Annotated in this window: 18 protein-coding genes and 3 pseudogenes; 14 read left to right on the top strand and 7 right to left on the bottom strand. The window is 36.4% G+C overall.

Annotation, left to right across the window (positions count from 1 at the left end; all coding sequences use genetic code 11):
- Window positions 1–17 precede the first annotated feature (17 nt).
- Window positions 18–428, bottom strand: a complete 411-nt coding sequence (locus WAZ07_RS22370) for a 3-hydroxyacyl-ACP dehydratase FabZ family protein (protein WP_336474211.1) — start codon at window positions 426–428, stop codon at window positions 18–20.
- Window positions 429–665: 237 nt separating this feature from the next.
- Window positions 666–1,859 carry an LL-diaminopimelate aminotransferase gene (locus tag WAZ07_RS22365; RefSeq protein ID WP_336474210.1) on the bottom strand — a complete coding sequence of 398 codons (1,194 nt, stop codon included), beginning with the start codon at window positions 1,857–1,859 and terminating at the stop codon, window positions 666–668.
- Between the two features lie 279 nt (window positions 1,860–2,138).
- On the opposite strand from WAZ07_RS22365, the gene pduL reads away from it, so the two are divergent.
- Entirely contained in the window at window positions 2,139–2,708 is a 570-nt protein-coding gene (gene pduL, locus WAZ07_RS22360; protein ID WP_336474209.1) for a phosphate propanoyltransferase, read from the top strand.
- A gap of 32 nt (window positions 2,709–2,740) precedes the next feature.
- Here pduL and WAZ07_RS22355 read toward each other — a convergent pair whose 3' ends face one another.
- From WAZ07_RS22355 to WAZ07_RS22340, 4 genes and pseudogenes are all read right to left on the bottom strand, one after another.
- Complete coding sequence (locus tag WAZ07_RS22355; RefSeq protein WP_336474208.1) at window positions 2,741–3,943, bottom strand: MFS transporter; 1,203 nt, start codon at window positions 3,941–3,943, stop codon at window positions 2,741–2,743.
- Between the two features lie 257 nt (window positions 3,944–4,200).
- Window positions 4,201–4,572 carry a DUF2085 domain-containing protein gene (locus tag WAZ07_RS22350; protein ID WP_336474207.1) on the bottom strand — a complete coding sequence of 124 codons (372 nt, stop codon included), beginning with the start codon at window positions 4,570–4,572 and terminating at the stop codon, window positions 4,201–4,203.
- Window positions 4,565–4,807 carry a hypothetical protein gene (locus tag WAZ07_RS22345; RefSeq protein WP_336474206.1) on the bottom strand — a complete coding sequence of 81 codons (243 nt, stop codon included), beginning with the start codon at window positions 4,805–4,807 and terminating at the stop codon, window positions 4,565–4,567. Before WAZ07_RS22345 ends, WAZ07_RS22350 begins: the two co-directional genes overlap by 8 nt.
- 38 nt (window positions 4,808–4,845) lie before the next feature.
- Window positions 4,846–4,992 (bottom strand): annotated as a pseudogene (locus tag WAZ07_RS22340) (MFS transporter); the annotation flags it as partial.
- 117 nt (window positions 4,993–5,109) lie between these two features.
- Between WAZ07_RS22340 and WAZ07_RS22335 the strand changes: the two are divergent.
- The 10 genes from WAZ07_RS22335 (at window position 5,110) to WAZ07_RS22290 (ending at window position 20,331) form a co-directional block, all read left to right on the top strand.
- A complete protein-coding gene (locus WAZ07_RS22335; RefSeq protein ID WP_336474205.1) occupies window positions 5,110–5,673 on the top strand; it encodes a TetR/AcrR family transcriptional regulator in 564 nt (187 codons plus the stop codon).
- Between the two features lie 14 nt (window positions 5,674–5,687).
- A complete protein-coding gene (locus tag WAZ07_RS22330) occupies window positions 5,688–6,770 on the top strand; it encodes a DUF418 domain-containing protein (RefSeq protein ID WP_336474204.1) in 1,083 nt (360 codons plus the stop codon).
- A 90-nt stretch (window positions 6,771–6,860) separates the two neighbouring features.
- Window positions 6,861–7,040 (top strand): DUF3970 family protein, encoded by a 180-nt coding sequence (locus tag WAZ07_RS22325; protein WP_090914844.1) that lies wholly within the window; start codon window positions 6,861–6,863, stop codon window positions 7,038–7,040.
- A 377-nt stretch (window positions 7,041–7,417) separates the two neighbouring features.
- Window positions 7,418–8,194: a 2,3-dihydro-2,3-dihydroxybenzoate dehydrogenase gene (locus WAZ07_RS22320; protein ID WP_336474203.1), complete on the top strand. Its 777-nt coding sequence runs from the start codon at window positions 7,418–7,420 to the stop codon at window positions 8,192–8,194.
- 24 nt (window positions 8,195–8,218) lie between these two features.
- The gene (dhbC, locus tag WAZ07_RS22315; RefSeq protein WP_336474245.1) at window positions 8,219–9,439 is read left to right on the top strand and encodes an isochorismate synthase DhbC; all 1,221 of its coding nucleotides are present in this window, start codon (window positions 8,219–8,221) and stop codon (window positions 9,437–9,439) included.
- A gap of 3 nt (window positions 9,440–9,442) precedes the next feature.
- Window positions 9,443–11,062: a (2,3-dihydroxybenzoyl)adenylate synthase gene (locus tag WAZ07_RS22310; RefSeq protein ID WP_336474244.1), complete on the top strand. Its 1,620-nt coding sequence runs from the start codon at window positions 9,443–9,445 to the stop codon at window positions 11,060–11,062.
- A 45-nt stretch (window positions 11,063–11,107) separates the two neighbouring features.
- Window positions 11,108–12,040 (top strand): isochorismatase family protein, encoded by a 933-nt coding sequence (locus WAZ07_RS22305; RefSeq protein WP_336474202.1) that lies wholly within the window; start codon window positions 11,108–11,110, stop codon window positions 12,038–12,040.
- Window positions 12,041–12,046: 6 nt separating this feature from the next.
- On the top strand, window positions 12,047–19,204 hold the full coding sequence (locus WAZ07_RS22300; RefSeq protein ID WP_336474201.1) for an amino acid adenylation domain-containing protein: 7,158 nt from the start codon (window positions 12,047–12,049) through the stop codon (window positions 19,202–19,204).
- Complete coding sequence (locus WAZ07_RS22295) at window positions 19,201–19,422, top strand: MbtH family protein (RefSeq protein WP_336474200.1); 222 nt, start codon at window positions 19,201–19,203, stop codon at window positions 19,420–19,422. The genes WAZ07_RS22300 and WAZ07_RS22295 overlap by 4 nt, the downstream gene beginning before the upstream one ends.
- A 138-nt stretch (window positions 19,423–19,560) precedes the next feature.
- Window positions 19,561–20,331, top strand: coding sequence for a 4'-phosphopantetheinyl transferase family protein (locus WAZ07_RS22290; RefSeq protein WP_336474199.1), 771 nt, complete (start codon window positions 19,561–19,563; stop codon window positions 20,329–20,331).
- 322 nt (window positions 20,332–20,653) lie between these two features.
- On the opposite strand, the pseudogene WAZ07_RS22285 reads toward WAZ07_RS22290, so the two are convergent.
- Window positions 20,654–20,908: pseudogene (locus tag WAZ07_RS22285) on the bottom strand (ClbS/DfsB family four-helix bundle protein); the annotation flags it as partial.
- A 168-nt stretch (window positions 20,909–21,076) separates the two neighbouring features.
- Here WAZ07_RS22285 and WAZ07_RS22280 point away from each other — a divergent pair.
- The 3 genes and pseudogenes from WAZ07_RS22280 to WAZ07_RS22270 all read left to right on the top strand — a co-directional run.
- Window positions 21,077–21,559 carry a DUF2975 domain-containing protein gene (locus WAZ07_RS22280; protein WP_336474198.1) on the top strand — a complete coding sequence of 161 codons (483 nt, stop codon included), beginning with the start codon at window positions 21,077–21,079 and terminating at the stop codon, window positions 21,557–21,559.
- A 10-nt stretch (window positions 21,560–21,569) separates the two neighbouring features.
- The gene (locus WAZ07_RS22275) at window positions 21,570–21,788 is read left to right on the top strand and encodes a helix-turn-helix domain-containing protein (RefSeq protein WP_004434885.1); all 219 of its coding nucleotides are present in this window, start codon (window positions 21,570–21,572) and stop codon (window positions 21,786–21,788) included.
- A gap of 88 nt (window positions 21,789–21,876) precedes the next feature.
- Window positions 21,877–22,263, top strand: a pseudogene (locus WAZ07_RS22270) (DUF3967 domain-containing protein); the annotation flags it as partial.
- Window positions 22,264–22,334 lie beyond the last annotated feature (71 nt).

The raw sequence follows: 22,334 nt of genomic DNA, 5'->3' as shown, positions 1-22,334 counted from the left end.
TGACTTTGGCCTCATTGTTATTCAGATTTCATATACACTAATAATTTATCTACACTGACAATGGTTTTCTCATTTACAGAGGCATGACCTTTTCCGAGAACGAATCCACGTTTATTGCGAATAACTTCATAATATAGGTCTAATCGATCACCAGGCTGAACGGATCCTGAAAAATCTACTCCTTCTAATGATGAGAGAAATCCCAATCCATCACTATTTTCCTCGTTCACAAATGCTCCGAGCTGTGCAATTGCTTCAACAATTAACATGTGTGGCATCGTCATTTGTGATTCTGTTATAAACCATTCATTGCAACTTATATTTTTATACCCTTTTACCCACTTGCCGGATTCCATTTCAACAATACCATCGATCATTAAAAATGGGTACCTATGCGGCAGAATGCTTTGAATGTTAATTTTACTCATGCATTACCTCCTTGATTATATACTATTGTGCATTGTGCAGTTACTATATAAATCCATTTTAATTTTTTGCTATCTAAGTCGCTGCTATGTAGAACAACATGACCGCTACTTGCGTTCTCCTTTTGTTTTAAACCTTGCATGTGACAGAAAAAGGATCTGACCGCTTCTATGCATGGCCAGATGCTCTCGCTCGCCTAAAAAGAAAGAGGGTTTTTATGTTGTTTTTTTAATTTGTATTTAATTTTTGATTAAAGCACTCTCATTAGAAAAAATGCCACTATTTTTAATGTTGTTAACTACTTGTTTTAATTTTTCTTCATTTTGAACAAGGGCAATGCGAACAAAGCCTTCTCCATGTGGACCAAACGCATGACCTGGTGTAACAACGACATTAGCACGATCAATTAATGAATATGCAAATTCTAAAGAAGTATAGCCTTTTGGAATTTCTGCCCATATAAACATGCTCCCAGCTGGTTTTTCGACATACCAACCTATTTCTGTCAGGCCATCAATAAATGTATCTCTTCGTTTTTGATAGATTGACCGGTTTGCTGCGCAATATGAAGCACCCTCTTTTAGAGCAACAGTTGCTGCTTTTTGAATGGGAAGAAAGACGCCATAGTCTGTATTTGATTTAAATTGCTTGAGCGCTCCGACAATTTCTTTATTTCCGATTATATAGCCAATACGACTGCCAGCTAAGCTATAGCTTTTAGATAAAGAGTTGATTTCCACACCGACGTCTTTTGCTCCAGGAACCGAGAGAAAGCTAATAGGCTTTTGATTATCATAATAAAATTCAGAATAAGCGAAGTCATGAACGACAATAATATTATATTCTTTTGCAAAAGCAATCACATCAGTAAAAAATGATTCCGTTGCCATTGCTGGTACTGGATTACCAGGAAAGTTTAAAATCATCATTTTTGCTTTTAGAGCAACTTCTTTTGGAATTGTATGTAAATCAGGGAGAAAATTATTTTCTTTTTGTAATGGCATAAAATACGGCGTTGCCCCTGCCATTGCAAGTCCTGTTGCGTATGCTGTGTAACCAGGATCTGGAACAAGAATAATATCATCTGAATCAGCAAAAACCATTGGTAAATGAACAAGCCCGTCTTGTGATCCCATTAATAATAAGATTTCATTATCAGCATTTAAAGTAACACGGTGATTCATCTCATAATATTCTGTTACAGCTTCATGAAATTCTTGTGTACCTGTTAATGTATATCCGTAATTATTTCTTTCATTTGCCGCGCTTACTAGTGTTTCTATTACAATATCAGCTGGTGGCATATCTGGATTTCCAATACTTAAATCAATAATTTCATGACCTTCTGCCAGTTTCTTTTTTTTATATGCTGCTAGTTCACTAAAAATTGATGATTGAAATGCTTTCATTCGAGTTGATAGCGTGTAACTCATGAATAACGCCCCCTAAAATACTATTGTTGTTATTAAAATTTATCTTGGTATTCGTATTATTTTGTTTTTCTGAAAACACACATAAATTCATTTTACCATTTTTGGCGGGAATATAAAAATAGCGATGATAATAAAATTTCCTTTACCGTATTTTTCATAATAAAAATAATACATATATATATAAAACTCAAACTGTTAGATTATCTGCTATTTTTATAACTAATTTTTAAAAAGCAGGAAATAATAGAGAGTGTATATCGACAAAAGGAGAAATAAATAATGAAACAAATTCCTATTGGTGTATCAAATCGTCATATTCATGTGACAAAGGAAGACTTAGAAAAGCTTTTTGGAAATGGTTATGAGTTAACGGTAGCAAAAGGGCTTTCTCAGCCAGGAGAATTCGCAGCAGAAGAAACACTTACAATCAAAACAGATAAAGCAGAAATTGTGAAAGTACGAATTCTTGGACCTGTTCGCAAATTTACACAAGTAGAGATTTCGAAAACAGATGCACGTAATCTTGGTATAAATGCTCCGCTTCGCTCATCAGGAAACATTGATGGAACACCTGGTATTACCTTAATTGGTCCAAATGGTGAAATTCAAATTAATAAAGGGGTAATTGTTGCTGAGCGGCACATTCATATGACACCACAAGATGCAGCTCAGTTTCAAGTGAGTGATGGACAATATGTGAGTGTTAAAGTTAAAGGTGATAGAGGATTAACTTTTAATCAAGTGTTAGTCCGAGTGAAGGATACATACGCTTTAGACATGCACATTGATACTGATGAAGCAAACAGTGGAAACATAAAAACAGGAGATTTCGGTGAACTGATTTTATAATAAGGGAAGCCATCTCAAAAATGAGATGGCTCCTACATATTTGGTGCTTGAGGAGTATTTTTGCTTACTTGTTTTTGATGTAAAACTGAAATGAAAATAATAAATAAAGAAATAACACCAAAGATAAGTACCATATATTGCAATCCGATTGTATCCAAGAAAAAACCAGTTCCAAGTAAGACAATTTGGAACATTACACGATCAAACATATTACGGAATGAGAATATACGTCCATGGTAACTTTTGTCAATTTTCGTTTGGAAGATTGTTGACATAACAGGAAAGAAGCAGCCAACACTAAAACCAAACATACCAAAAGAGACAAGTGTCATCCATTTTATATCGCTGAAAAAGAGAGATAAGTGGGAGAAAGCAATACAAAATGAAAAGATATACAGTAACTTATATGATGAAACACGTTCGGATAAACGTTTAATGACAAACGCACCAAGCATAAAAGCTAAACCTTCAATTGTATAAATAAACCCTTTAATTGTTGTATCATGCTGCATTTCACTAATATTTATGACCATTAAATTAAAACCACCAATAAATAATAGTGGAATAATACTTAAAATTAAAGCGCGAAACGCAATTGGGATTTCTTTTAAAATGCGAAATACTTCCATAAAACTTGTATTTTGACGTTTCTTTTCATTTGTAATATTTGTTTTTGTATCTTCAAAGTTCAATAAAAAAGTAGAAAAGAATAAAAATGCGTATGCAGCCATCGAAAAAGCATACATATATTTCAAACTCATTACAAGGAGAAGAACACCGCCGAGCGAAGTACCAACAATACGAGCGATTGTTCCGATATTCATGTGAATTCCGTTCATTTGTAATAGTTCATGCTCCTGAACAATAAGTGGGATAACAGATTGCAAGGCAGGGAAATAAAAAGCAGCAGAAATTTGAATGGCGATCATAAATAAAATCATAAATGATATACTTTCGTAGTGAATAGCGAAAAACATAAAAATAACACTTACTACACGGCCAAATCCTGCATATAAAAGTACGTTTTTCTTGGAATATTGGTCAATAAATCTTCCAGCCATGGGACCAACGAGAACTCCAGCTAATAAACCAATAAACATAATAACGGATTTCATAAAATCAGAGGGAACATGCTTTTGCATGAATTCTAAATTACCTAAAATTCCAAGCCATAAACCGATCCCAGCAATAAATTCACCTGTTAGAACAACCCATACATTTTTATTATGCCACATAGAATAACCTCTCAATCTTTTGTTAAAATGAAAATCGTATAAAAGTCCTCCTTTTTATTTTATCTTCGAACTTTTTGAGTCAGAGTATATATTACGGGTTCAAAAGAGGAATTTCAATTTTTTTGACTTGAAAATTTATAGGGAATAGTAATAAATATTTACGCGTTATACTACTAAATTTTTTTATGCGAAAGATAACAAGAAAAAGCGCGATGAGTTTGGCTCATCGCGCTTTCCACTGTCTATATATGAAAAGGTCAGTATTTGGTAGTAACAATAAAGACGATTTGTACATATGTAACAAATAACCTAGCTCCAGACACAACTAACACTGATAAGCCGAATCCACTAAGCAGTCCCGTCAAAATACGTAACAAATTATTACTCTCGCGCCACTTTTTCAATTGTGTATATCCATCAACAAACATTGGAATTTGCGCTAATATACCGATTGAAATTGGCACAGTATAGGTTATAAATAATAAAAATGGGATAAAAAGATAGCCGATTAAAATACCTGTACATCTCGCGCAGATAGGTAAAGGTGTTCCGTTCATATGAAAACAACGGGACGGCTTTCGATGGCATGGAACTATGTAAAGTACTTTTTCTATATACTTGTTAACCATTACAATCTCCATCACAAGAATCTAAGCTGCACTCACAGCACCCACCGAATAAATCGCCTACATCAAAACAACTATCTTTCTTTTTATGTTTTTTTCTTTTGTATGTAAATAGTGTAAAAAGGGTTGTTCCAACACCCAAAAGTGCAAGTATGCCTGCTAATAAATTATTTCGAGAAACAAGTAAAGCTGCGCTTATATAAAAAAATAAACTTGTAATAATAAAAAGATGAAACAAACGAATCCCCTCTCTAAAAAACAGAATCATATAAATTATATCATAAATATTTGAATATAACGGCCAAACCCTGCATATAAAAGTACGTTTTTCTTGGAATATTGATCAATGAATCTTCCAGCCATGGAACCAACAAGAACTCCAGCTAATAAACCACTAAACATAATAACGGATTTCATAAAGTGAAACTTTATCAACGCATTATTCCATTCAAAATAAATTGCATTTCGTCTATTGAAAATAGAAATAATTTCCTTTACAATTTACCTACCGGTAAGTAAATAAAAAGGAGATTAAAAACCATGTCAATCAAATATGAACAAATATTAGAAGCTGCATATAAACTATTTGCCGAAAATGGATTTGAAAAAACCAGTTTATCTATGATTGCAAAAGAAGTAGGTGTGACTAAACCTGCCATTTATTATTACTTTTCTTCAAAAGAAGAATTAATTAAAGAATTGTTTAAAGTAATTGTAAAAGAAATTAATTTCTCTAAATTTTTTTCAATTTGTAAATATAGTAAAGAAAATTTCGAAACACAGCTTATTCATGACGGAATTCGTATGATACAAGTTCAAAAAAAAGACGTTTATTACTCCAAGATATTAAATGAATACGTTGTGTTGAGCATGCGCGAAGAAAAGTATGGAGACTGGTTACAGGAAATATTACAGGATTATTTAGAAGGGTTTATTGAAATTTTACACTTTGGAGTTGAGCTAGGAGTACTAAAAAATGAAAAAATTGAAGCGAAGGCACAATTGCTTACTTTAGTTGTAGAGGGGTTAGATAAATATGTAGGAAGTTCATTCAATCTCCATGTTGAAGAAATTTGGAGTCTAACGGTAAAGAGTATTTTATAAAGGGGAGTAATACTATGGTTGAAAAATCAAAAAGAATAACAGGTTTCGATTTCGCTAGGGCACTTGCGATATTTGGAATGGTCATTGTGAATTATAAACTAGCAATGGGAGCAGATGGTAATGGGGCAGCGTGGATTATTAATTTCACAGGCCTTTTTGAAGGAAGAGCGTCTGCAATATTTGTTATTTTAGCTGGAATTGGTATCTCTCTTATGACCAAACGAGCACGTATAACGAAAGACCCTACTCTTATAAAAAAGAGCAAGCATACAACTTGGAGAAGGGCAATCTTTTTATTCATACTGGGAATATTCTTATATATAGTCGGCTGGAGTGCTGATATATTACACTATTATGCATTTTATATGTTTCTATCCTCTTTTTATATTGTCGCATCAAATCGTACTCTTCTATATTCTTTCATCGGAATTTTAACTACAGCGCAAATTTTTCAACTTATATTTGATTATACGAAAGGCTGGGATGCATCTTTCCATGAATATCCTGCATTTTGGACGCTAGCAGGTTTTTTACGTAATCTCTTATTCAATGGATTTCATCCTATTTTTCCTTGGCTTTGCTTCTTATTACTCGGTATGTGGCTAGGAAGGTTAGATTTTACGCGAAATGATATAAGAAAAAAATTATTATGGTATTCCTCTTTTGCATGTATTGTATTAGAAGGTCTTTCATTTTTTTTAATTAAAACAATAAGCCCCTATATAGGCAGAGACATTGCAATATATATTTTTTCCACAAAGCCTATGCCTCCAAATCTATTTTATATTTTATCTAGTTCAAGCACGGCTATTATCGTGATTATCTTATGTATATATGTCACAGAAATTTTCACTAAAAATGTAATTACAAAATCTCTTATTCTAACAGGACAAATGGCATTAACACATTATATTGGTCACGTCCTCTTTTTATTTGTTTTAGCAGCTGGAAATTTGTTAGGAAGTCAAACTCTATATATTTCGCTTATGTGGTCTATTGTCTTCTTTATAATTGTAATTATTATGTCCTATATTTGGCGATCCCGTCTTACAAGAGGCCCGATTGAATTACTAATGAGAAAATATAGTGATCAATGATTGAGAATATGACATATTTTCTATCTTGTGAGATTTATAGTAATCGATATACTTGATAGAGTGGAATATATTTAGCAGGGAGCAATAACAATGATTCGTGTACGTATTGAAGGAACAGAAACTGAAGTTATGCAATTTTTAAAAGATATGCCTGAGGTGCCTGGATATGAAAGAACATATTCACGTGAACCGCGAAAGGGAAATAATCCGAAGTATACAAATAGCAAGAGTGTTTTAGCATATCTCACATATAAGCAAAAAAACAAATAAAATAACAGATAATAAAATAACCGATCCTATTTAGGGTTGGTTATTTTATTTTGTATAAGATAGAGAAGGACTATATTTATAGCCTTAATGAGTAGTTAATGAGGTTTATATGGAAATACGACGAATACAGAATGTTAATTTTTATGTTTTTCAACCAATAAAATACAAAATATATTGACTGTTTAATTGAGAAGTATTATCATTTTAATTGTTATATTGATAGTGATAATCATTATCAATAAATTGATGATAGATAAATGAAACCCTAAAATTTATCTCTTAATTGACAAACTATATAAAATCTACTTGTTTTACAAAAAAGTAATTTGTATTTTAGTTTGTCAATTACATACATTTTAAGGAAGGGAAGTGGCTATATGAATCTTACAGGAAAAGTGGCACTCGTTACAGGTGCTGCCCAAGGTATTGGGGAAGCAGTAGTACGCATGCTTGGTGAGTATGGTGTACAAGTTGTTGCTGTAGATAAAAATATAACTGCACTCGATAAACTTGTTTTTGATCTAACAGCTAAAGGTATTTTTATTAAAGCATTTGTCGCAGATGTTCGTGACAGCGTATGTGTTGAAGATGTTGTCAATCAAATTGAAAATGAAATGGGGCCAATTGAAATTTTAGTTAATGTTGCTGGCATACTTCGTATGAGTCCTATTGATTCGTTGAGCGACGAAGAGTGGAATGAGGTCTTTTCAGTTAATTCCAATGGTGTTTTTTATGTATCTCGTTCAGTGAGCCGACGTATGATGTCTCGCAAGTCTGGTTCGATTGTAACGGTGGGCTCAAATGCTGCATCTGTACCACGAATGCATATGTCCGCCTATGCAGCGTCTAAAGCAGCGGCAACAATGTTTACAAAATGTCTTGGTTTAGAGATGGCTAAATATAACGTTCGGTGTAACTTAGTTTCTCCAGGTTCAACAGATACTGAAATGCAGCGGCAACTTTGGACTGATGAAAACGGAGTTAAAAAAATGATTGCAGGTTCGCAAGATACATACAGATTAGGAATTCCATTAAACAAAATAGCAACTCCTTCAGAAATTGCTGAAGTAGTTCTGTTTTTAGTTTCAGATAAAGCAAGCCATATTACAATGCATAATTTATGTATTGATGGCGGTGCTACTTTAGGAGTCTAAATAAATATAGGAGGCTGTAAAATGATGAATCATACAACTGCTTTAAGGGAATTAGCGACAAAGCTGTTAGATGACTATAAAGCTGGGTCTTCTTTCTTTTTTGCTTCACCTTATCGAACCATACTAGCGGAAGGAGTGTTTGCTACAGTGAAGCATAATCAAGTAGAAAGTTTTTCAGAGCTTGTTCATGCTGTACTAAATAACGCAAAGCAAGCGGGCCATCATAATCCCATTGTTGTAGGTGCGTTACCTTTTGACAGACAACGACCTGTACAGCTTGTTGTACCACAGGAGAGCAGAATTGCTGATTGTTTACAATTCGATGCTCAAGATCAAGTCCAGTTGTTTTCTACACTTACATATGAAATGAAACCTGTTCCATCACCTTCAGAATATATGCGTGGTGTAGAACAAGGAGTAGAAAAAATAAAAGCAGGTGACTTAAAGAAAATTGTCCTATCTAGATCACTAGATTTGAATTCTCCAGAAAAGGTTAATATTCAAAAGATACTTCGTGATTTAGCAAAGCACAATAAACACGGGTATACGTTTGCGGTAGATTTACCGAAGAGTGAAGAGGAAAAGAATAGTGATACTGCACCACAACGCAGTCGCACACTTATAGGAGCTAGTCCAGAACTGCTTGTTTCACGTAATGGAATGCAGGTCGTTTCTAATCCACTTGCAGGATCTAGGCCTCGAAGTGAAGACCCTGCAGAAGATAAGAGACGAGCAGAGGAACTACTTTCTTCAGCTAAAGATTTACATGAACACGCTGTTGTTGTTGAAGCGGTAGCTGCTGCATTACGTCCGTACTGTCGTATATTACATGTTCCGGAAAAACCGTCATTAATAAATAGTGAAACGATGTGGCATTTATCTACAGAAGTAAAAGGAGAATTATTTGATACATCCGTTTCTTCATTAGAACTTGCGCTTGCGCTGCATCCTACACCGGCTGTTTGCGGGACTCCAACTGAAAAAGCTCGGGAAGCTATTAAAGAAATTGAACCGTTTGACCGAAGATTTTTCACTGGGATGCTCGGCTGGAGTGATTTAAATGGTGATGGGGAATGGATTGTTACCATTCGATGTGCAGAAATTGAAGAAAATTCACTTCGTTTATTCGCAGGAGCGGGGATTGTTGCAGAGTCAAAACCTGTGGAAGAATTAGCCGAAACATCCGCTAAGTTTCGTACGATGCTACGTGCCATGGGATTAAATAATGAATTACTGGAGGGATAAATGATGTTAACAGGATGCTGCGAGTGGCCGAAGGAATTTGCAGAACGATATAGAGAGAAAGGTTGCTGGCGCGGAGAGACGTTTGGAGAAATGCTACGAGAACGTGCAGAAAAGCATGGTGATCGAATTGCACTTACAAGTGGAGACACGTATGTAAGTTATGCTGTACTTGATAACAAAGTAGATCGTTTAGCTGCAGGTCTTCGAAGTTTAGGAATAAAGCAAGAAGATCGAGTTGTTCTTCAATTACCTAATGTTGTGGAATTTTTTGAAGTATGTTTTGCGCTTTTTAGGATCGGTGCACTTCCAGTCTTTGCATTGCCATCACATCGAAGTAGTGAGATAAGTTATTTCTGTGAATTTGCTGAAGCAACGGCTTATATTATCTCTGATAAACAGCTTGGATTTGATTATCGCAAGCTTGCTAGAAAAGTAAAAGAGAAAGTACCAACGTTACAACATGTCATAGTTGTAGGAGAGGAAGAGGAATTTATAGGAATACATGACCTCTATATGAATCCTGTCAATCAGCCCCAAATACAATCTAATGATGTAGCGTTTCTACAATTATCTGGCGGAACAACGGGGTTATCTAAATTAATTCCACGAACGCATGATGACTATATTTATAGCTTACGAACAAGTGCTGAAATTTGTAAGTTGGATAAAGATAGTGTGTATCTAGCTGTACTTCCTGTTGCGCATAACTATCCACTTAGCTCACCAGGAGTTCTTGGAACATTATATGCCGGAGGAAGGATAGTGCTTGCTTCTGGAGGAAGTCCTGATGAAGCCTTTTCTCTTATCGAAAAGGAACGCGTTACAATAACAGCACTTGTACCACCACTTGCGATGGTATGGCTTGATGCAGTAGCGTCTCGAAATAATGATTTATCGAGCCTTCAAGTTTTGCAGGTGGGTGGTGCGAAATTTAGTGCTGAAGTTGCTAAGCGTATACGCCCGACATTTAATTGTACATTACAACAAGTTTTTGGTATGGCTGAGGGATTAGTGAATTATACGAGATTGGATGATTCAGAAGAAATCATTATTCATACGCAAGGAAGACCGATGTCCGAGTTTGATGAAATTCGTGTCGTTGATGAGAAGGATCATGATGTGGGGCCGGGACAAGTAGGGGGGTTGTTAACTCGTGGACCTTATACAATCCGTGGTTATTATAAAGCTGAAGAACATAACGCTAAATCATTTACTTCTGATGGATTTTATCGCACTGGCGATCTTGTCAAAGTGAATGAGCAAGGTTATCTAATAGTGGAAGGTCGCGATAAGGATCAAATTAATCGCGGCGGCGAGAAAGTTGCAGCTGAAGAAGTTGAAAATCATCTTCTAGCTCATTCAGCTGTACATGATGTAGCAATTGTATCCATGCCAGATGATTATTTAGGTGAACGTACTTGTGCCTTCGTAATAGCACGCGGACAAGCACCAACTGTAAGTGATTTGAAAAGGTTCTTAAGAAATCGTGGGATTGCAGCATATAAAATTCCAGATCGCATCGAGTTTATTAAATCCTTCCCACAAACGGGTGTAGGGAAAGTAAGCAAGAAAGAATTGCGTAAAGTTATTGCTGAAAAACTTAATTCTACAGTGCAGTCATAGATTGTCTATAAAAAATTTTAATAATACTCGGAAGGAAGTGATTAGATGGCTATTCCGGCTATCTCAGTATACACAATGCCAGTAGAGGCAGATTTACCAAATAATAAAGTAATGTGGAAGCCAGATCCTAAACGTGCAGTTCTTCTCATTCATGATATGCAAGAGTATTTTTTGGATGCATATCATGCAGCAGAATCACCGAGAGTAGAACTTATTTCAAATATTCAATCAATCAGAAAAGCATGTAAAGGACTTAGCATTCCTGTTATTTATACAGCGCAGCCAGGTGGACAAACAATAGAACAAAGAGGATTATTGCAAGATTTTTGGGGAGCTGGCATTCCTGATGGGCCTCATAAGAAAAAGATTGTAGATGAACTTGCTCCGGATGAGGATGATATTTTCCTTACAAAATGGAGATATAGTGCTTTCAAGAAAACAAATCTTCTAGAAATTTTACACAAACAAGAACGTGATCAGCTTATTATTTGTGGGGTTTATGCGCATATTGGATGTCTTTTAACGGCGTGTGAGGCATTTATGGATGGGATTCAGCCATTTTTCATTGCTGATGCAGTTGCTGATTTTTCACAAGAACATCATAAACAAGCTGTGCAGTACGCATCTGATCGTTGTGCAGTAACTTTAACAACAAATTTATTATTAAAAGATTTACAGAATTTGAATGACGCTTCTTCAATAGAGGGAGATTCAAGGTTCACATTACAACGAGTACGTGAGCAAGTAGCGGAATTGCTTCGTGAATCACCATCTGCTATTGGAGAGGATGAAGATTTATTAAATAGAGGAATGGATTCAGTTAGAATTATGAATTTAGTAGAGAAGTGGCGCCAGGTGGGGGTAGAAGTTACATTCGCAGATTTAGCTGAACGTCCAACAATTTCTGAATGGTTTAATTTGTTGTCCTCCCAAACAGAAAAGGTGCTGTCAAATACGGATAACATGATAAAGGAGTAAATATGAATGTCTAATTATCAAGAGGTTCGCTATTCATTGTCAGGTGCGCAAATAGGTATGTGGTTTGCGCAGCAACTTGATCCAGAAAATCCAATTTATAATACTGGCGAATATATAGAAATACATGGTGTAGTAGATGCAAAAATATTTGAGTTAGCAGTGCGTAAAGTTGTAACGGAAACCGAATCTTTACATGTCTATTTTGAAGAAGATGAAAACGGACCATGGCAAGTTATTGATAATTCTCCTGAATTTTATATGCATATTATCGATGTTAGTGCAGAGGAGAATCCGACAAAAGCCGCTGAAGCTTGGATGAAATTAGATTTATCTAAGCCGATTAACTTGAAAAAGGACAAGCTGTATACAGAGGCGCTCTTTAAAGTTGCTTCTAATCGTTTCTTTTGGTATCAGCGCATCCACCACATTGTGATGGATGGCTACGGTTTTTCGTTACTTGCAGAGCGAGTAGCAAAAGTGTATACGGCATTAATGGGTAATCAATCGTATGATGAGCGTTCATTTGGACTCTTACATACTATGTTAGAGGAGGACGCAACATATCGTGCATCAGAACAATTTGAGAAAGATCGTAATTTTTGGTTAGAACGCTTCCAAGATCAACCAGAAGTAGTAAGCCTGGCAGAACGTGCTTCTAGAACATCAAAATCATTTCTGCGTCAAACAGCTCATTTGTCTCGTTTAAGTACAGAATCTTTGCAAAAGGTTGCACATAAGTGCAGTGCAAGTTGGCCAGAGCTTGTTATAGCCGCAACTGCCATCTATATTTACAAACTAACAAGTGCAAAGGATGTAATTCTAGGTTTACCGATAATGGGACGATTAGGATCTGCATCTATTAATGTTCCTGGTATGGTTATGAATGTAGTCCCGTTCCGCTTATCTATAAGCTCCGATTTGAGTTTTGCTGAGGTTGTTCAAAATGTTTCTCATGAGATCCGTAATATACGCCTTCATCATAAGTATCGTCATGAGGAATTACGACGAGATCTGAAATTATTAGGAGAAAATCAAAGATTATTTGGTCCAATGATTAATATAATGCCATTTGAGTATGGTCTAAACTTTGCAGGAAATCGTGGAATGAAACATAACCTTTCAGCAGGACCAGTTGATGATCTTTCAATAAATGTGTCAAATGAGTTTGGTGGAAATGGTTTGAAGATTCATTTTGATGCAAATCCTGAGGTGTATAACGTGGAAGAGCTACTAACTCATAAAAAAAGATTTGTGAATCTTCTGGAAAACATCTCGAATCTTCAAGTAAATTCACCGATTGGAAAACTAGAACTCTTACTTCATGAAGAACGTAAGCAAGTTTTGGTCGAATGGAATCAAAATACGAAGGAAGATTCATTCGTAAGTGTACCTGCTCTCATTGAAAAACAAGTAAGTAAATCTCCTGATTCTACTGCTGTAGTATGTAATGGGATGGAGCTTACCTATAAAGAATTAAATGAACAGGCAAATCAACTTGCTCATTTCTTGCTAGAACAGGGCGTTCAATCTAAACAATTCGTAGCGTTAGCATTTCCAAGATCTGTAGAGATGGTTATCGGGATGCTAGCAGTTCTTAAGACAGGTGCAGCGTATTTACCAATCGACCCAGAATATCCAGAGGATAGAATTACGTATATACTAAGCGATGCTCAGCCTGCTTGTACCCTAACACATTCTTCTGTTTTGGCTAATTTACCGAATGAGAGTCACACAACAATAGTTGTACTTGATAACAAGGATACAAAAGAGGAGTTAAGAGGATATCCGAAAAGAAATCTAGATTCATTTGATAGCGTATCACTTTTAAATCCTGCATATACAATTTATACTTCGGGGTCAACAGGTAAGCCAAAAGGTGTAGTTGTGCCAATGCAAAGCTTAAGCAACTTTTTATTGGCAATGCAAGATGAATTCTCACTACGTGCAAATGATTGTTTGTTAGCAGTTACAACTTTTGCGTTTGATATTTCCGCTTTAGAAATCTATTTACCACTTATTAGTGGATCGAGTGTTCGAATTGCTCAGAAAGAAGCAGTCCAAGATTCGACTGTATTAACAGAGATTATTCAAAAAGAAAATATCACAATTATGCAGGCTACACCGACACTTTGGCATGCGCTTGTAACGGATTATCCAGAAAGGTTAAGAGGGCTTAAAGTTCTTGTTGGTGGTGAAGCGCTTCCTTCTAATCTAGCATGTAAGTTAAAAGAATTAAATTGTCATGTTACCAACCTTTATGGACCAACTGAAACAACCATTTGGTCAACTTTAATGAATATGGATGAAGAGGAGAACAGTACACCTTCTATTGGAAGACCGATTTGGAATACGCAAGTATTTGTACTAGGTGCAGGTCTACAACCTGTTCCACCTGGAGTAATTGGTGAATTGTATATTGCTGGTACTGGACTGGCAAATGGATATTTAGGAAGACCTGAATTAACAGCTGAACGCTTTGTTGCTAACCCATATGGATCACCTGGTACACGCATGTACCGTACAGGTGACCTTGTCAAATGGCACATAGATGGTTCGCTAGATTATGTTAGTCGTGCAGATCATCAAATTAAGATTCATGGATTCCGCATTGAGTTAGCTGAAGTGGAAGCTGTATTACAAAAGCATCCTCATGTGGAACAAGTCGTTGTAATTGTTCGTGAAGATCAACCTGGTGAGAAGCGCTTAGTTGCTTATATTGTACCTCATGCTGAAGGAAGCTTTGACTCTGCAGGGTTTCGGACATATGCAGCAGAAAGCTTGCCAAGTTATATGATACCATCTGCGATTATGATTTTATCTGAATTGCCGTTAACACTGAACGGAAAAATTAATCGTCAAGCACTGCCGGCACCTAATTTTAATTTATTTGTTAGTGAACGCGTAGCTAGAAATCCAAAAGAAGAAATTCTATGCGATTTGTTTGCAGAAGTACTAAACCTAGCGAGGGTTGGAATAGATGATAACTTCTTTGAAGTAGGTGGTCATTCTTTATTAGCTGCTCGTTTAATGAGCCGTATTCGTGAAACATTAGGTGTGGAATTAAGAATTGGAAAACTATTTGAATCGCCAACTGTTGCTAAACTCGCTAAACAGCTAGATAGTGCTCAAAGTGCAAGACCAGCCGTTCAAAAAATGGAACGTTCCAAGGAAGTACCACTTTCTTTTGCGCAGCGTCGTTTATGGTTCTTAAACTGCTTAGAAGGTCCAAGCCCAACTTACAATATTCCGGTAGTGATTCGGATGTCCGGAGAATTAAATCATGAGGCTTTGCAAGGTGCATTCTATGATGTTATCAATCGGCATGAGACGCTGCGAACAATTTTTCCAGATGCGTTTGGTACATCACACCAGCAGATTTTGGAGACTACTGATGCTATACCGAATCTAATAATCACACATACAACTGAATCAGAATTACCTGAGTTACTTGCTGAAACGGTACGATATAGCTTTAAACTGGCAGAAGAGTCCGCTATTCGAATCCAACTTTTTGAAATAAAGCCAAATGAGCATGTACTACTTGTATTATTACATCATATTGTTGGCGATGGCTGGTCTTTAAATCCGTTATTAAGAGATCTTGCTGCTGCTTATCGGGCACGTTGTCAAGGTGAATCAGTTCAGTGGAAGTCACTTCCGGTGCAGTATGCGGATTACGCTCTTTGGCAGCAAGAGTTGTTAGGAAGTGAGAGTACACAAGGTGGGCTCATTTCACAACAAATTGATTTTTGGAAAGAAGAGTTGAAAGATTTGCCAGAGCAACTGGAATTACCTACAGATTTTCAGCGCCCAGCGGAAACGAGTTACCGCGGAGAAACGATACATTTCCATGTGAATTCTGAGTTACATGAACGATTATTAGAGCTTGCTCGTAAAAATAGTGTTAGCTTATTTATGGTCTTACAATCTGGCCTTGTAGCATTACTTACACGGTTAGGCGCCGGAACTGATATTCCGATAGGAAGTCCAATTGCCGGACGTAATGATGATGCTCTCGGAGATATTGTTGGATTGTTCGTAAATACACTCGTTTTACGTACAGATACATCTGGAGATCCTAACTTTAGTGAACTTTTAAGTCGTGTGCGTAAGGTCAATCTTGCAGCATATGAACATCAAGATGTCCCATTTGAAAGACTTGTTGAAGTATTGAATCCCATCCGTTCGAGAAATAGTCATCCACTATTTCAAATTATGTTAGCTTTTCAAAATACACCAGAAGCTACACTAGATGTGCCAAATTTAGAAGCAAGCATTGAGATTGAAAGTGTTGGGTCATCAAAATTTGATCTTACTATTGAATTAAGTGAACGTAACACTGCTGAAGGCACACCAAATGGCTTACACGGCTTAGTTGAATACAGTACAGATTTATTTAAACGCGAAACAATAGAAAAACTCGCTGCACGTCTATTGCGATTATTAGAAAATGCTGTGGAAAATCCAGATCAACCGATTGGACATTTAGAGATCTTAACACAAGAAGAGCGTCAAACAGTACTACAAAAATGGAATAGTGATGTTCAGCTTATATCTGAAATGACTTTACCAGAATTATTCGAAAAGCAGGTTCAATGTACTCCAGAAGCTACTGCAGTAGTATTTGAAAATACTACAATAAGTTATGCAGAGCTAAATAAGAAAGCAAATCAGCTCGCACGCCTATTGATTGCGAAAGGTGTTGGACCAGAAAAAATGGTTGCTTTAGCAATGCCAAGATCGTTAGAAATGGTTGTCAGCTTATTAGCAGTTCTGAAAGCTGGAGGTGGATATTTACCGTTAGATCCTGACTATCCATCCGATCGCATCGCGTTTATGCTAAATGATGCAAAACCTACTTGTGTCATTACAAATACACAAGTAGTAATTGATTGTGGCAAGACACCCAAAATTGTAGTTGATGATTCGGAAATAATTGGAGAATTAAGTAAGCATAGCGAAGAGAATATAGGAGATATAGAACGAATACAACCGCTATCACCTTTACATATCGCCTATGTTATTTACACATCAGGTTCGACAGGTAGACCAAAAGGTGTAATGATTCCTCATCAAAATGTCTTTAGACTATTTGAAGCAACAAATCATTGGTTCCAATTTAATTCAGAAGATGTTTGGACAATGTTCCATTCTTATGCTTTTGATTTCTCGGTTTGGGAGATTTGGGGACCACTATTGTATGGGGGACGTCTTGTTGTTGTACCACACAGTGTGACCCGTTCACCTAAAGAATTTTTAAATCTACTTGTTTGTGAAAAGGTAACAGTTTTAAATCAGACACCATCAGCATTTTATCAACTTATGCAAGCAGATCGTGAAAATATTGAAGCGGGGCAAAAACTTTCTTTACGCTATATTATCTTTGGCGGTGAGGCACTGGAACTTAGTCGTTTAGAAGATTGGTATAGTCGTCATCCAGAAAATTCACCTAAACTTATCAATATGTATGGTATTACAGAAACAACTGTACATGTGAGTTATATTGAACTCAATCAAAATATTGTATCTTTACGAGCAAATAGTTTAATTGGATGTAGTATACCAGATCTTAAAGTGTATGTATTAGATAACTATTTACAGCCGGTACCACCAGGAGTAGTAGGAGAAATGTATGTTGCAGGAGCAGGGCTTGCCCGTGGTTATTTAGGACGTGCAGGATTAACTGCCGAACGATTTATAGCAGATCCATATGGAAAACCGGGTACCCGCATGTACCGTACAGGAGATTTGGCACGTTGGCATCAAGATGGAACATTAGATTATATAGGACGTGCAGACCATCAAATTAAAATTAGGGGTTTCCGAATTGAACTAGGTGAAATTGAAACAGTTATTATGCAGCACCCTCATGTTGAACAAGTGGCTGTTATTGTACGTGAAGATCAACCTGGTGATAAGCGTTTAGTGGCCTATATTGTTTCTTCAGAACATCATGTTCTTGATACAACTGCAATGCGCCAGTATGTAGGATATAGTTTACCTGATTATATGATTCCATACGCTTTTGTTATGATCAGTGAATTACCTCTAACTCCAAATGGTAAGTTAGATCGCAAAGCATTACCGGCACCAGAGTTCACTATATCTACAATAAGTAGAGGACCACGAACACCACAAGAGGAAATTTTATGTGATTTATTTACAGACATTCTGAATTTACCGCGAATTGGTATTGATGATGGTTTCTTTGATATTGGTGGTCATTCATTACTTGCTGTTCAGTTAATGAGCCGAATTAGGGCAGCACTTGGAGTAGAGTTGAGTATTGGGACCTTGTTTACAGCACCAACAGTTGCTGGGCTTACCGAAAGACTTAAGATGGGAACAAGCCAAAGTGCGCTAGATGTAATTTTGCCATTAAGAACAAGTGGAGAACAATTACCTATGTTCTGCGTGCATCCAGCAGGTGGACTAAGCTGGTGTTATGCAGGGTTAATGAAGTCTTTAGGAACGAATTATCCAATTTATGGTGTGCAAGCGCGTGGTATTGCAAAAAATGAAGAACTACCAAAAACATTAGAAGAGATGGCTGCAGATTATATTGAACATGTTCGTGAGGTTCAGCCGTACGGTCCGTATCGATTATTAGGTTGGTCTCTCGGAGGGAATGTTGTTCACGCGATGGCGACCCAATTACAAAATCAGGGAGAAGAAGTTGAACTGCTTGTTATGCTTGATTCTTATCCAGGTCACTTCTTACCGAATACAGATGCACCTAGTGAGGCAGAAGCGCTCATTGCATTGCTGGCATTAGGTGGATATGACCCAGATAACATGGATGGAAAACCTCTTGATATGGCGAACGCTATCGATATACTTCGCAGGGATGGAAGTGCGCTAGCTAGTCTTGAAGAGGAGACGATTTTGAATTTAAAAGAAACATATGTAAATTCTGTCGGTCTTTTAGGGAAGTACGTTCCTAAAACATTTTATGGTAACCTTTTATTCTTTAGATCAACAATCATACCAGAATGGTTTGATCCAATTTCTCCAGACACATGGCATAGTTATATAGATGGAGAGATTGAATTGTATGAAATTGATTGTCGGCATAAAGATTTATGTCAGCCAGGACCGCTTACAGAAATTGGACAAGTATTAGCTAGTAGATTACAAGGAATGAGAGGGGTAAGTAAAGTATGACGAATCCATTTGAAAATGATAATTTCATGTATAAAGTGCTAGTAAATGGGGAAGGCCAGTATTCTGTCTGGCCATCCTTTCTTGATGTACCATCTGGTTGGGATGTTGTTCACGAACAAGATAGTAGACAAGCTTGTCTAGCATATATTGAATTACATTGGAATGATATGCAGCCAAATCATCTTCGCTCGCTTGCATGCACTCCATCAGGGAAGTAACAATGAATTGCATTGTAAAAAAATATTACCTAGACTAAACGGAAAATCTGGTAATATTTCCACTCAAGTGTTGTACGAGAAAATAATACGGAAGTTTCCTTTATAAAATATAGAGAATGTGAAAGTGAGTGATTTTTTATGAAAGATTGGGAGGTTGTTGATTCCGTACCACTACTTACTAGAGATAGTTGTCAAATATGGTGGGCGCGAATTACAGACATACAACCATGGCATTATGACTTACTAAATGAAACAGAACGAGAAAGAGCAAATGTATTTCATCATTCCCACGATCAAGCAAGGTTTATTATTGGATGTGTGATTAGTAGATTAGTATTAGGTGGGCAGCTTAAGATGTTTCCTTATCAAGTCCCAATAGACCGTACCTGTTCTAATTGCAAACTACCACATGGACGGCCACAATTACCTAATGGAATGCCGCATTTTTCTGTATCGCATTCAGGCGAAATAGTAGGAGTTGCATTTACTGCGTCAACACCTGTGGGGATTGATGTGGAACAATTGAGACCAAAGATTGACGTGATGACAATGTCTGAAGGAGTACTAACGGATCAAGAATTTGCTCAGATTAAAAAATTAACAACAGAAGAGCAAGTAAAAGGTTTTTTAACATATTGGACAAGGAAAGAGTCACTTTTAAAAGCAACAGGAGAGGGGCTTAGTATTCAGCCTTCTAATCTTAGTGTGTCTAGTCCAGCCTCTTCTCCTCAGTTACTTTTATTTAAGAACAAACCAGAACTTGTGGAAATTACTTCTATGATAGATTTGTATCCAGAAGCCAATTATGTCGCAGCTCTTTCTATACTAAGTAAAGAGGTAAAAGAAATTAGACAGTTTCATGCAAAGCGACTTTTAGATAAAAAGCCGAACATGACTGTATCCTACTAGAATAAGTTGGTTCGGGTAACTATTATTTCATTACTTATCCCGCTATTCGTGAGCAGTAATACTCCCATTTCAAAATTCAGTGAAAGCATTGTCCAGCTCCAGTGGCTAGAATGTTCGGTGGCTTCGCTTCTTCCTACGAGGTAAAAAAACTTCTACGTCAGAAGCTCCATCCCCCTCACATTCTGAACGAGCCACTTCCGCTTTTCTTAAGAAGTTAGGTGGGAGATAAACTGCTGGCATGCGCCCGATTGGTGAGGGCTGATAATCAGTGGGGGATGAAGAAAACCCCCACTGATTAAAGTTTCACTTTATAAAAGAGGTGTATTCGGACTAACTTTGTCAATTCTTCCTCCTGTTGTTTTAAGGTTAAAATCTCGTATTGCTCATAAAAAGATTGATAAAGTCCACCTTGTTCGTCTTTTTCCCATGATAACAACAAATTAATCCCCCTCAATTGATAAGAAAGTATTTCAGAAGGAGATTTGTCCACTTCGGAGATATGTTTATCTCTCAACTTTTCAGGAATCGCCTTAAATTCTTCAATAAATTTCTTATAGACTTTATCGATTGATTCAATTTAAAGTAAGAGCAGTTCTTTGTAATGAGAAATGCTTTTTATTTTTGTCAAAATTAAAAGGATATTTCAATAACAATAATAATATAATAAAAAACAATACAAATTTATTGTAAAACGATAAATAATATGATAAGATCATGTTGTCATTAAATAAGCGAGGTGCTTTTTATGAAACAAGTTACGACACTCTTTTTAAAGCTAGCTGTTATTTTTATAGGAATCCCAGTTCTTGCATTGTGCATATTTTTGGTGCCTAAGATCGGGAATTTTGCTGGAGAATTGTATCCAGATATTGCTTATATGAAATCTCTCGTTTTAATCGATATGTATGCGGCAGCGATACCTTTTTACTTTGCTCTGTATCAAGCTTTTAAACTTTTAAGCTATATTGATAAGAACCGAGCGTTCTCGGAATTATCGGTAAAGGCTTTAAAGAATATAAAATACTGTGCCATCACGATCAGTACCTTGTACTTGCTAGGTATGCCACTCTACTATCTCATGGCGGAAAAAGTTGACCCTCCAAGTATCATACCAATCGGATTGGTCATTATTTTCGCCTCTATGGTGATCGCCGTTTTTGCTGCTGTTCTCCAAAGACTTTTACAAGAAGCTATTAATATAAAATCAGAAAATGATTTAACGGTCTGAGGTGGAGGATATGGCAATTATTATTAATATTGATGTGATGTTAGCAAAACGAAAAATGAGCGTAACGGAGCTTTCGGAGAGGGTTGGGATTACGATGGCGAATCTTTCCATTCTGAAAAATGGGAAAGCAAAAGCGGTTCGTTTTTCAACATTAGAAGCGATATGTAAGACTTTGGATTGTCAACCAGGTGATATTTTGGAGTACAAAAGCGACGAAGACACTCAATAAAAACAGACAACAACTTTCTTCAACCAATGGGATTAGATAGTGAAATTAAGATGAAGGGATAGCGATTAAGCTATCCCTTCTCTGCGTTTATCATAAAAACGTAGCAACTATAGAACGATTAGTAACAGCTATGAACAAAAAGAACGTAACACTAGAACAGGCTATAAATCTAGCAATGACAAGTGTTGGGAAAAATGAGATAGCAACTGTTGCTACAGATAGCGTAGCAGATACAGAACACATAAAAGCATTAACAGAACGTATAGAACGATTAGAACAACTTAATTTAGAGTTAATTCAAAGATTGGACCAACAAAGTAAACTTTTACAGGAAAGTGATGCTCAAAGAATAATAAGAGAAGAACAAAGAGATATTCAATTAATGCAAGTATTAAGAGAAATACAAGATAGTAAGCGCCTAATAGCAGCTTCAGAACAGAAGAAATCACTTTGGAGTCGTCTATTTGGTAAATAAATTAGAATTTAATAATAAAAAAAGATTCACTCCTTATCTATTTTTATATAAGGAGTGAGTCTTTTTGGGGG

This window comes from Bacillus bruguierae, from assembly GCF_037104725.1.
Taxonomy (GTDB): Bacteria; Bacillota; Bacilli; order Bacillales; family Bacillaceae_G; genus Bacillus_A; species Bacillus_A bruguierae.
The sequence above is the reverse complement of the archived record's forward strand: the minus strand, read 5'-3'. Positions and strand labels throughout refer to the sequence as shown.

Coding starts and splice junctions, on each gene's coding strand:
- WAZ07_RS22310 (WP_336474244.1), top strand. CDS start 9,443: ATGTTAACAGGATGCTGCGAGTGGCCGAAGGAATTTGCAGAACGATAT.
- WAZ07_RS22300 (WP_336474201.1), top strand. CDS start 12,047: ATGTCTAATTATCAAGAGGTTCGCTATTCATTGTCAGGTGCGCAAATA.
- pduL (WP_336474209.1), top strand. CDS start 2,139: ATGAAACAAATTCCTATTGGTGTATCAAATCGTCATATTCATGTGACA.
- WAZ07_RS22320 (WP_336474203.1), top strand. CDS start 7,418: ATGAATCTTACAGGAAAAGTGGCACTCGTTACAGGTGCTGCCCAAGGT.
- WAZ07_RS22330 (WP_336474204.1), top strand. CDS start 5,688: ATGGTTGAAAAATCAAAAAGAATAACAGGTTTCGATTTCGCTAGGGCA.
- WAZ07_RS22295 (WP_336474200.1), top strand. CDS start 19,201: ATGACGAATCCATTTGAAAATGATAATTTCATGTATAAAGTGCTAGTA.
- WAZ07_RS22275 (WP_004434885.1), top strand. CDS start 21,570: ATGGCAATTATTATTAATATTGATGTGATGTTAGCAAAACGAAAAATG.
- WAZ07_RS22365 (WP_336474210.1), bottom strand. CDS start 1,859: ATGAGTTACACGCTATCAACTCGAATGAAAGCATTTCAATCATCAATT.
- WAZ07_RS22325 (WP_090914844.1), top strand. CDS start 6,861: ATGATTCGTGTACGTATTGAAGGAACAGAAACTGAAGTTATGCAATTT.
- WAZ07_RS22280 (WP_336474198.1), top strand. CDS start 21,077: ATGAAACAAGTTACGACACTCTTTTTAAAGCTAGCTGTTATTTTTATA.
- WAZ07_RS22305 (WP_336474202.1), top strand. CDS start 11,108: ATGGCTATTCCGGCTATCTCAGTATACACAATGCCAGTAGAGGCAGAT.
- WAZ07_RS22290 (WP_336474199.1), top strand. CDS start 19,561: ATGAAAGATTGGGAGGTTGTTGATTCCGTACCACTACTTACTAGAGAT.
- dhbC (WP_336474245.1), top strand. CDS start 8,219: ATGAATCATACAACTGCTTTAAGGGAATTAGCGACAAAGCTGTTAGAT.
- WAZ07_RS22355 (WP_336474208.1), bottom strand. CDS start 3,943: ATGTGGCATAATAAAAATGTATGGGTTGTTCTAACAGGTGAATTTATT.
- WAZ07_RS22335 (WP_336474205.1), top strand. CDS start 5,110: ATGTCAATCAAATATGAACAAATATTAGAAGCTGCATATAAACTATTT.
- WAZ07_RS22350 (WP_336474207.1), bottom strand. CDS start 4,572: ATGGTTAACAAGTATATAGAAAAAGTACTTTACATAGTTCCATGCCAT.
- WAZ07_RS22370 (WP_336474211.1), bottom strand. CDS start 428: ATGAGTAAAATTAACATTCAAAGCATTCTGCCGCATAGGTACCCATTT.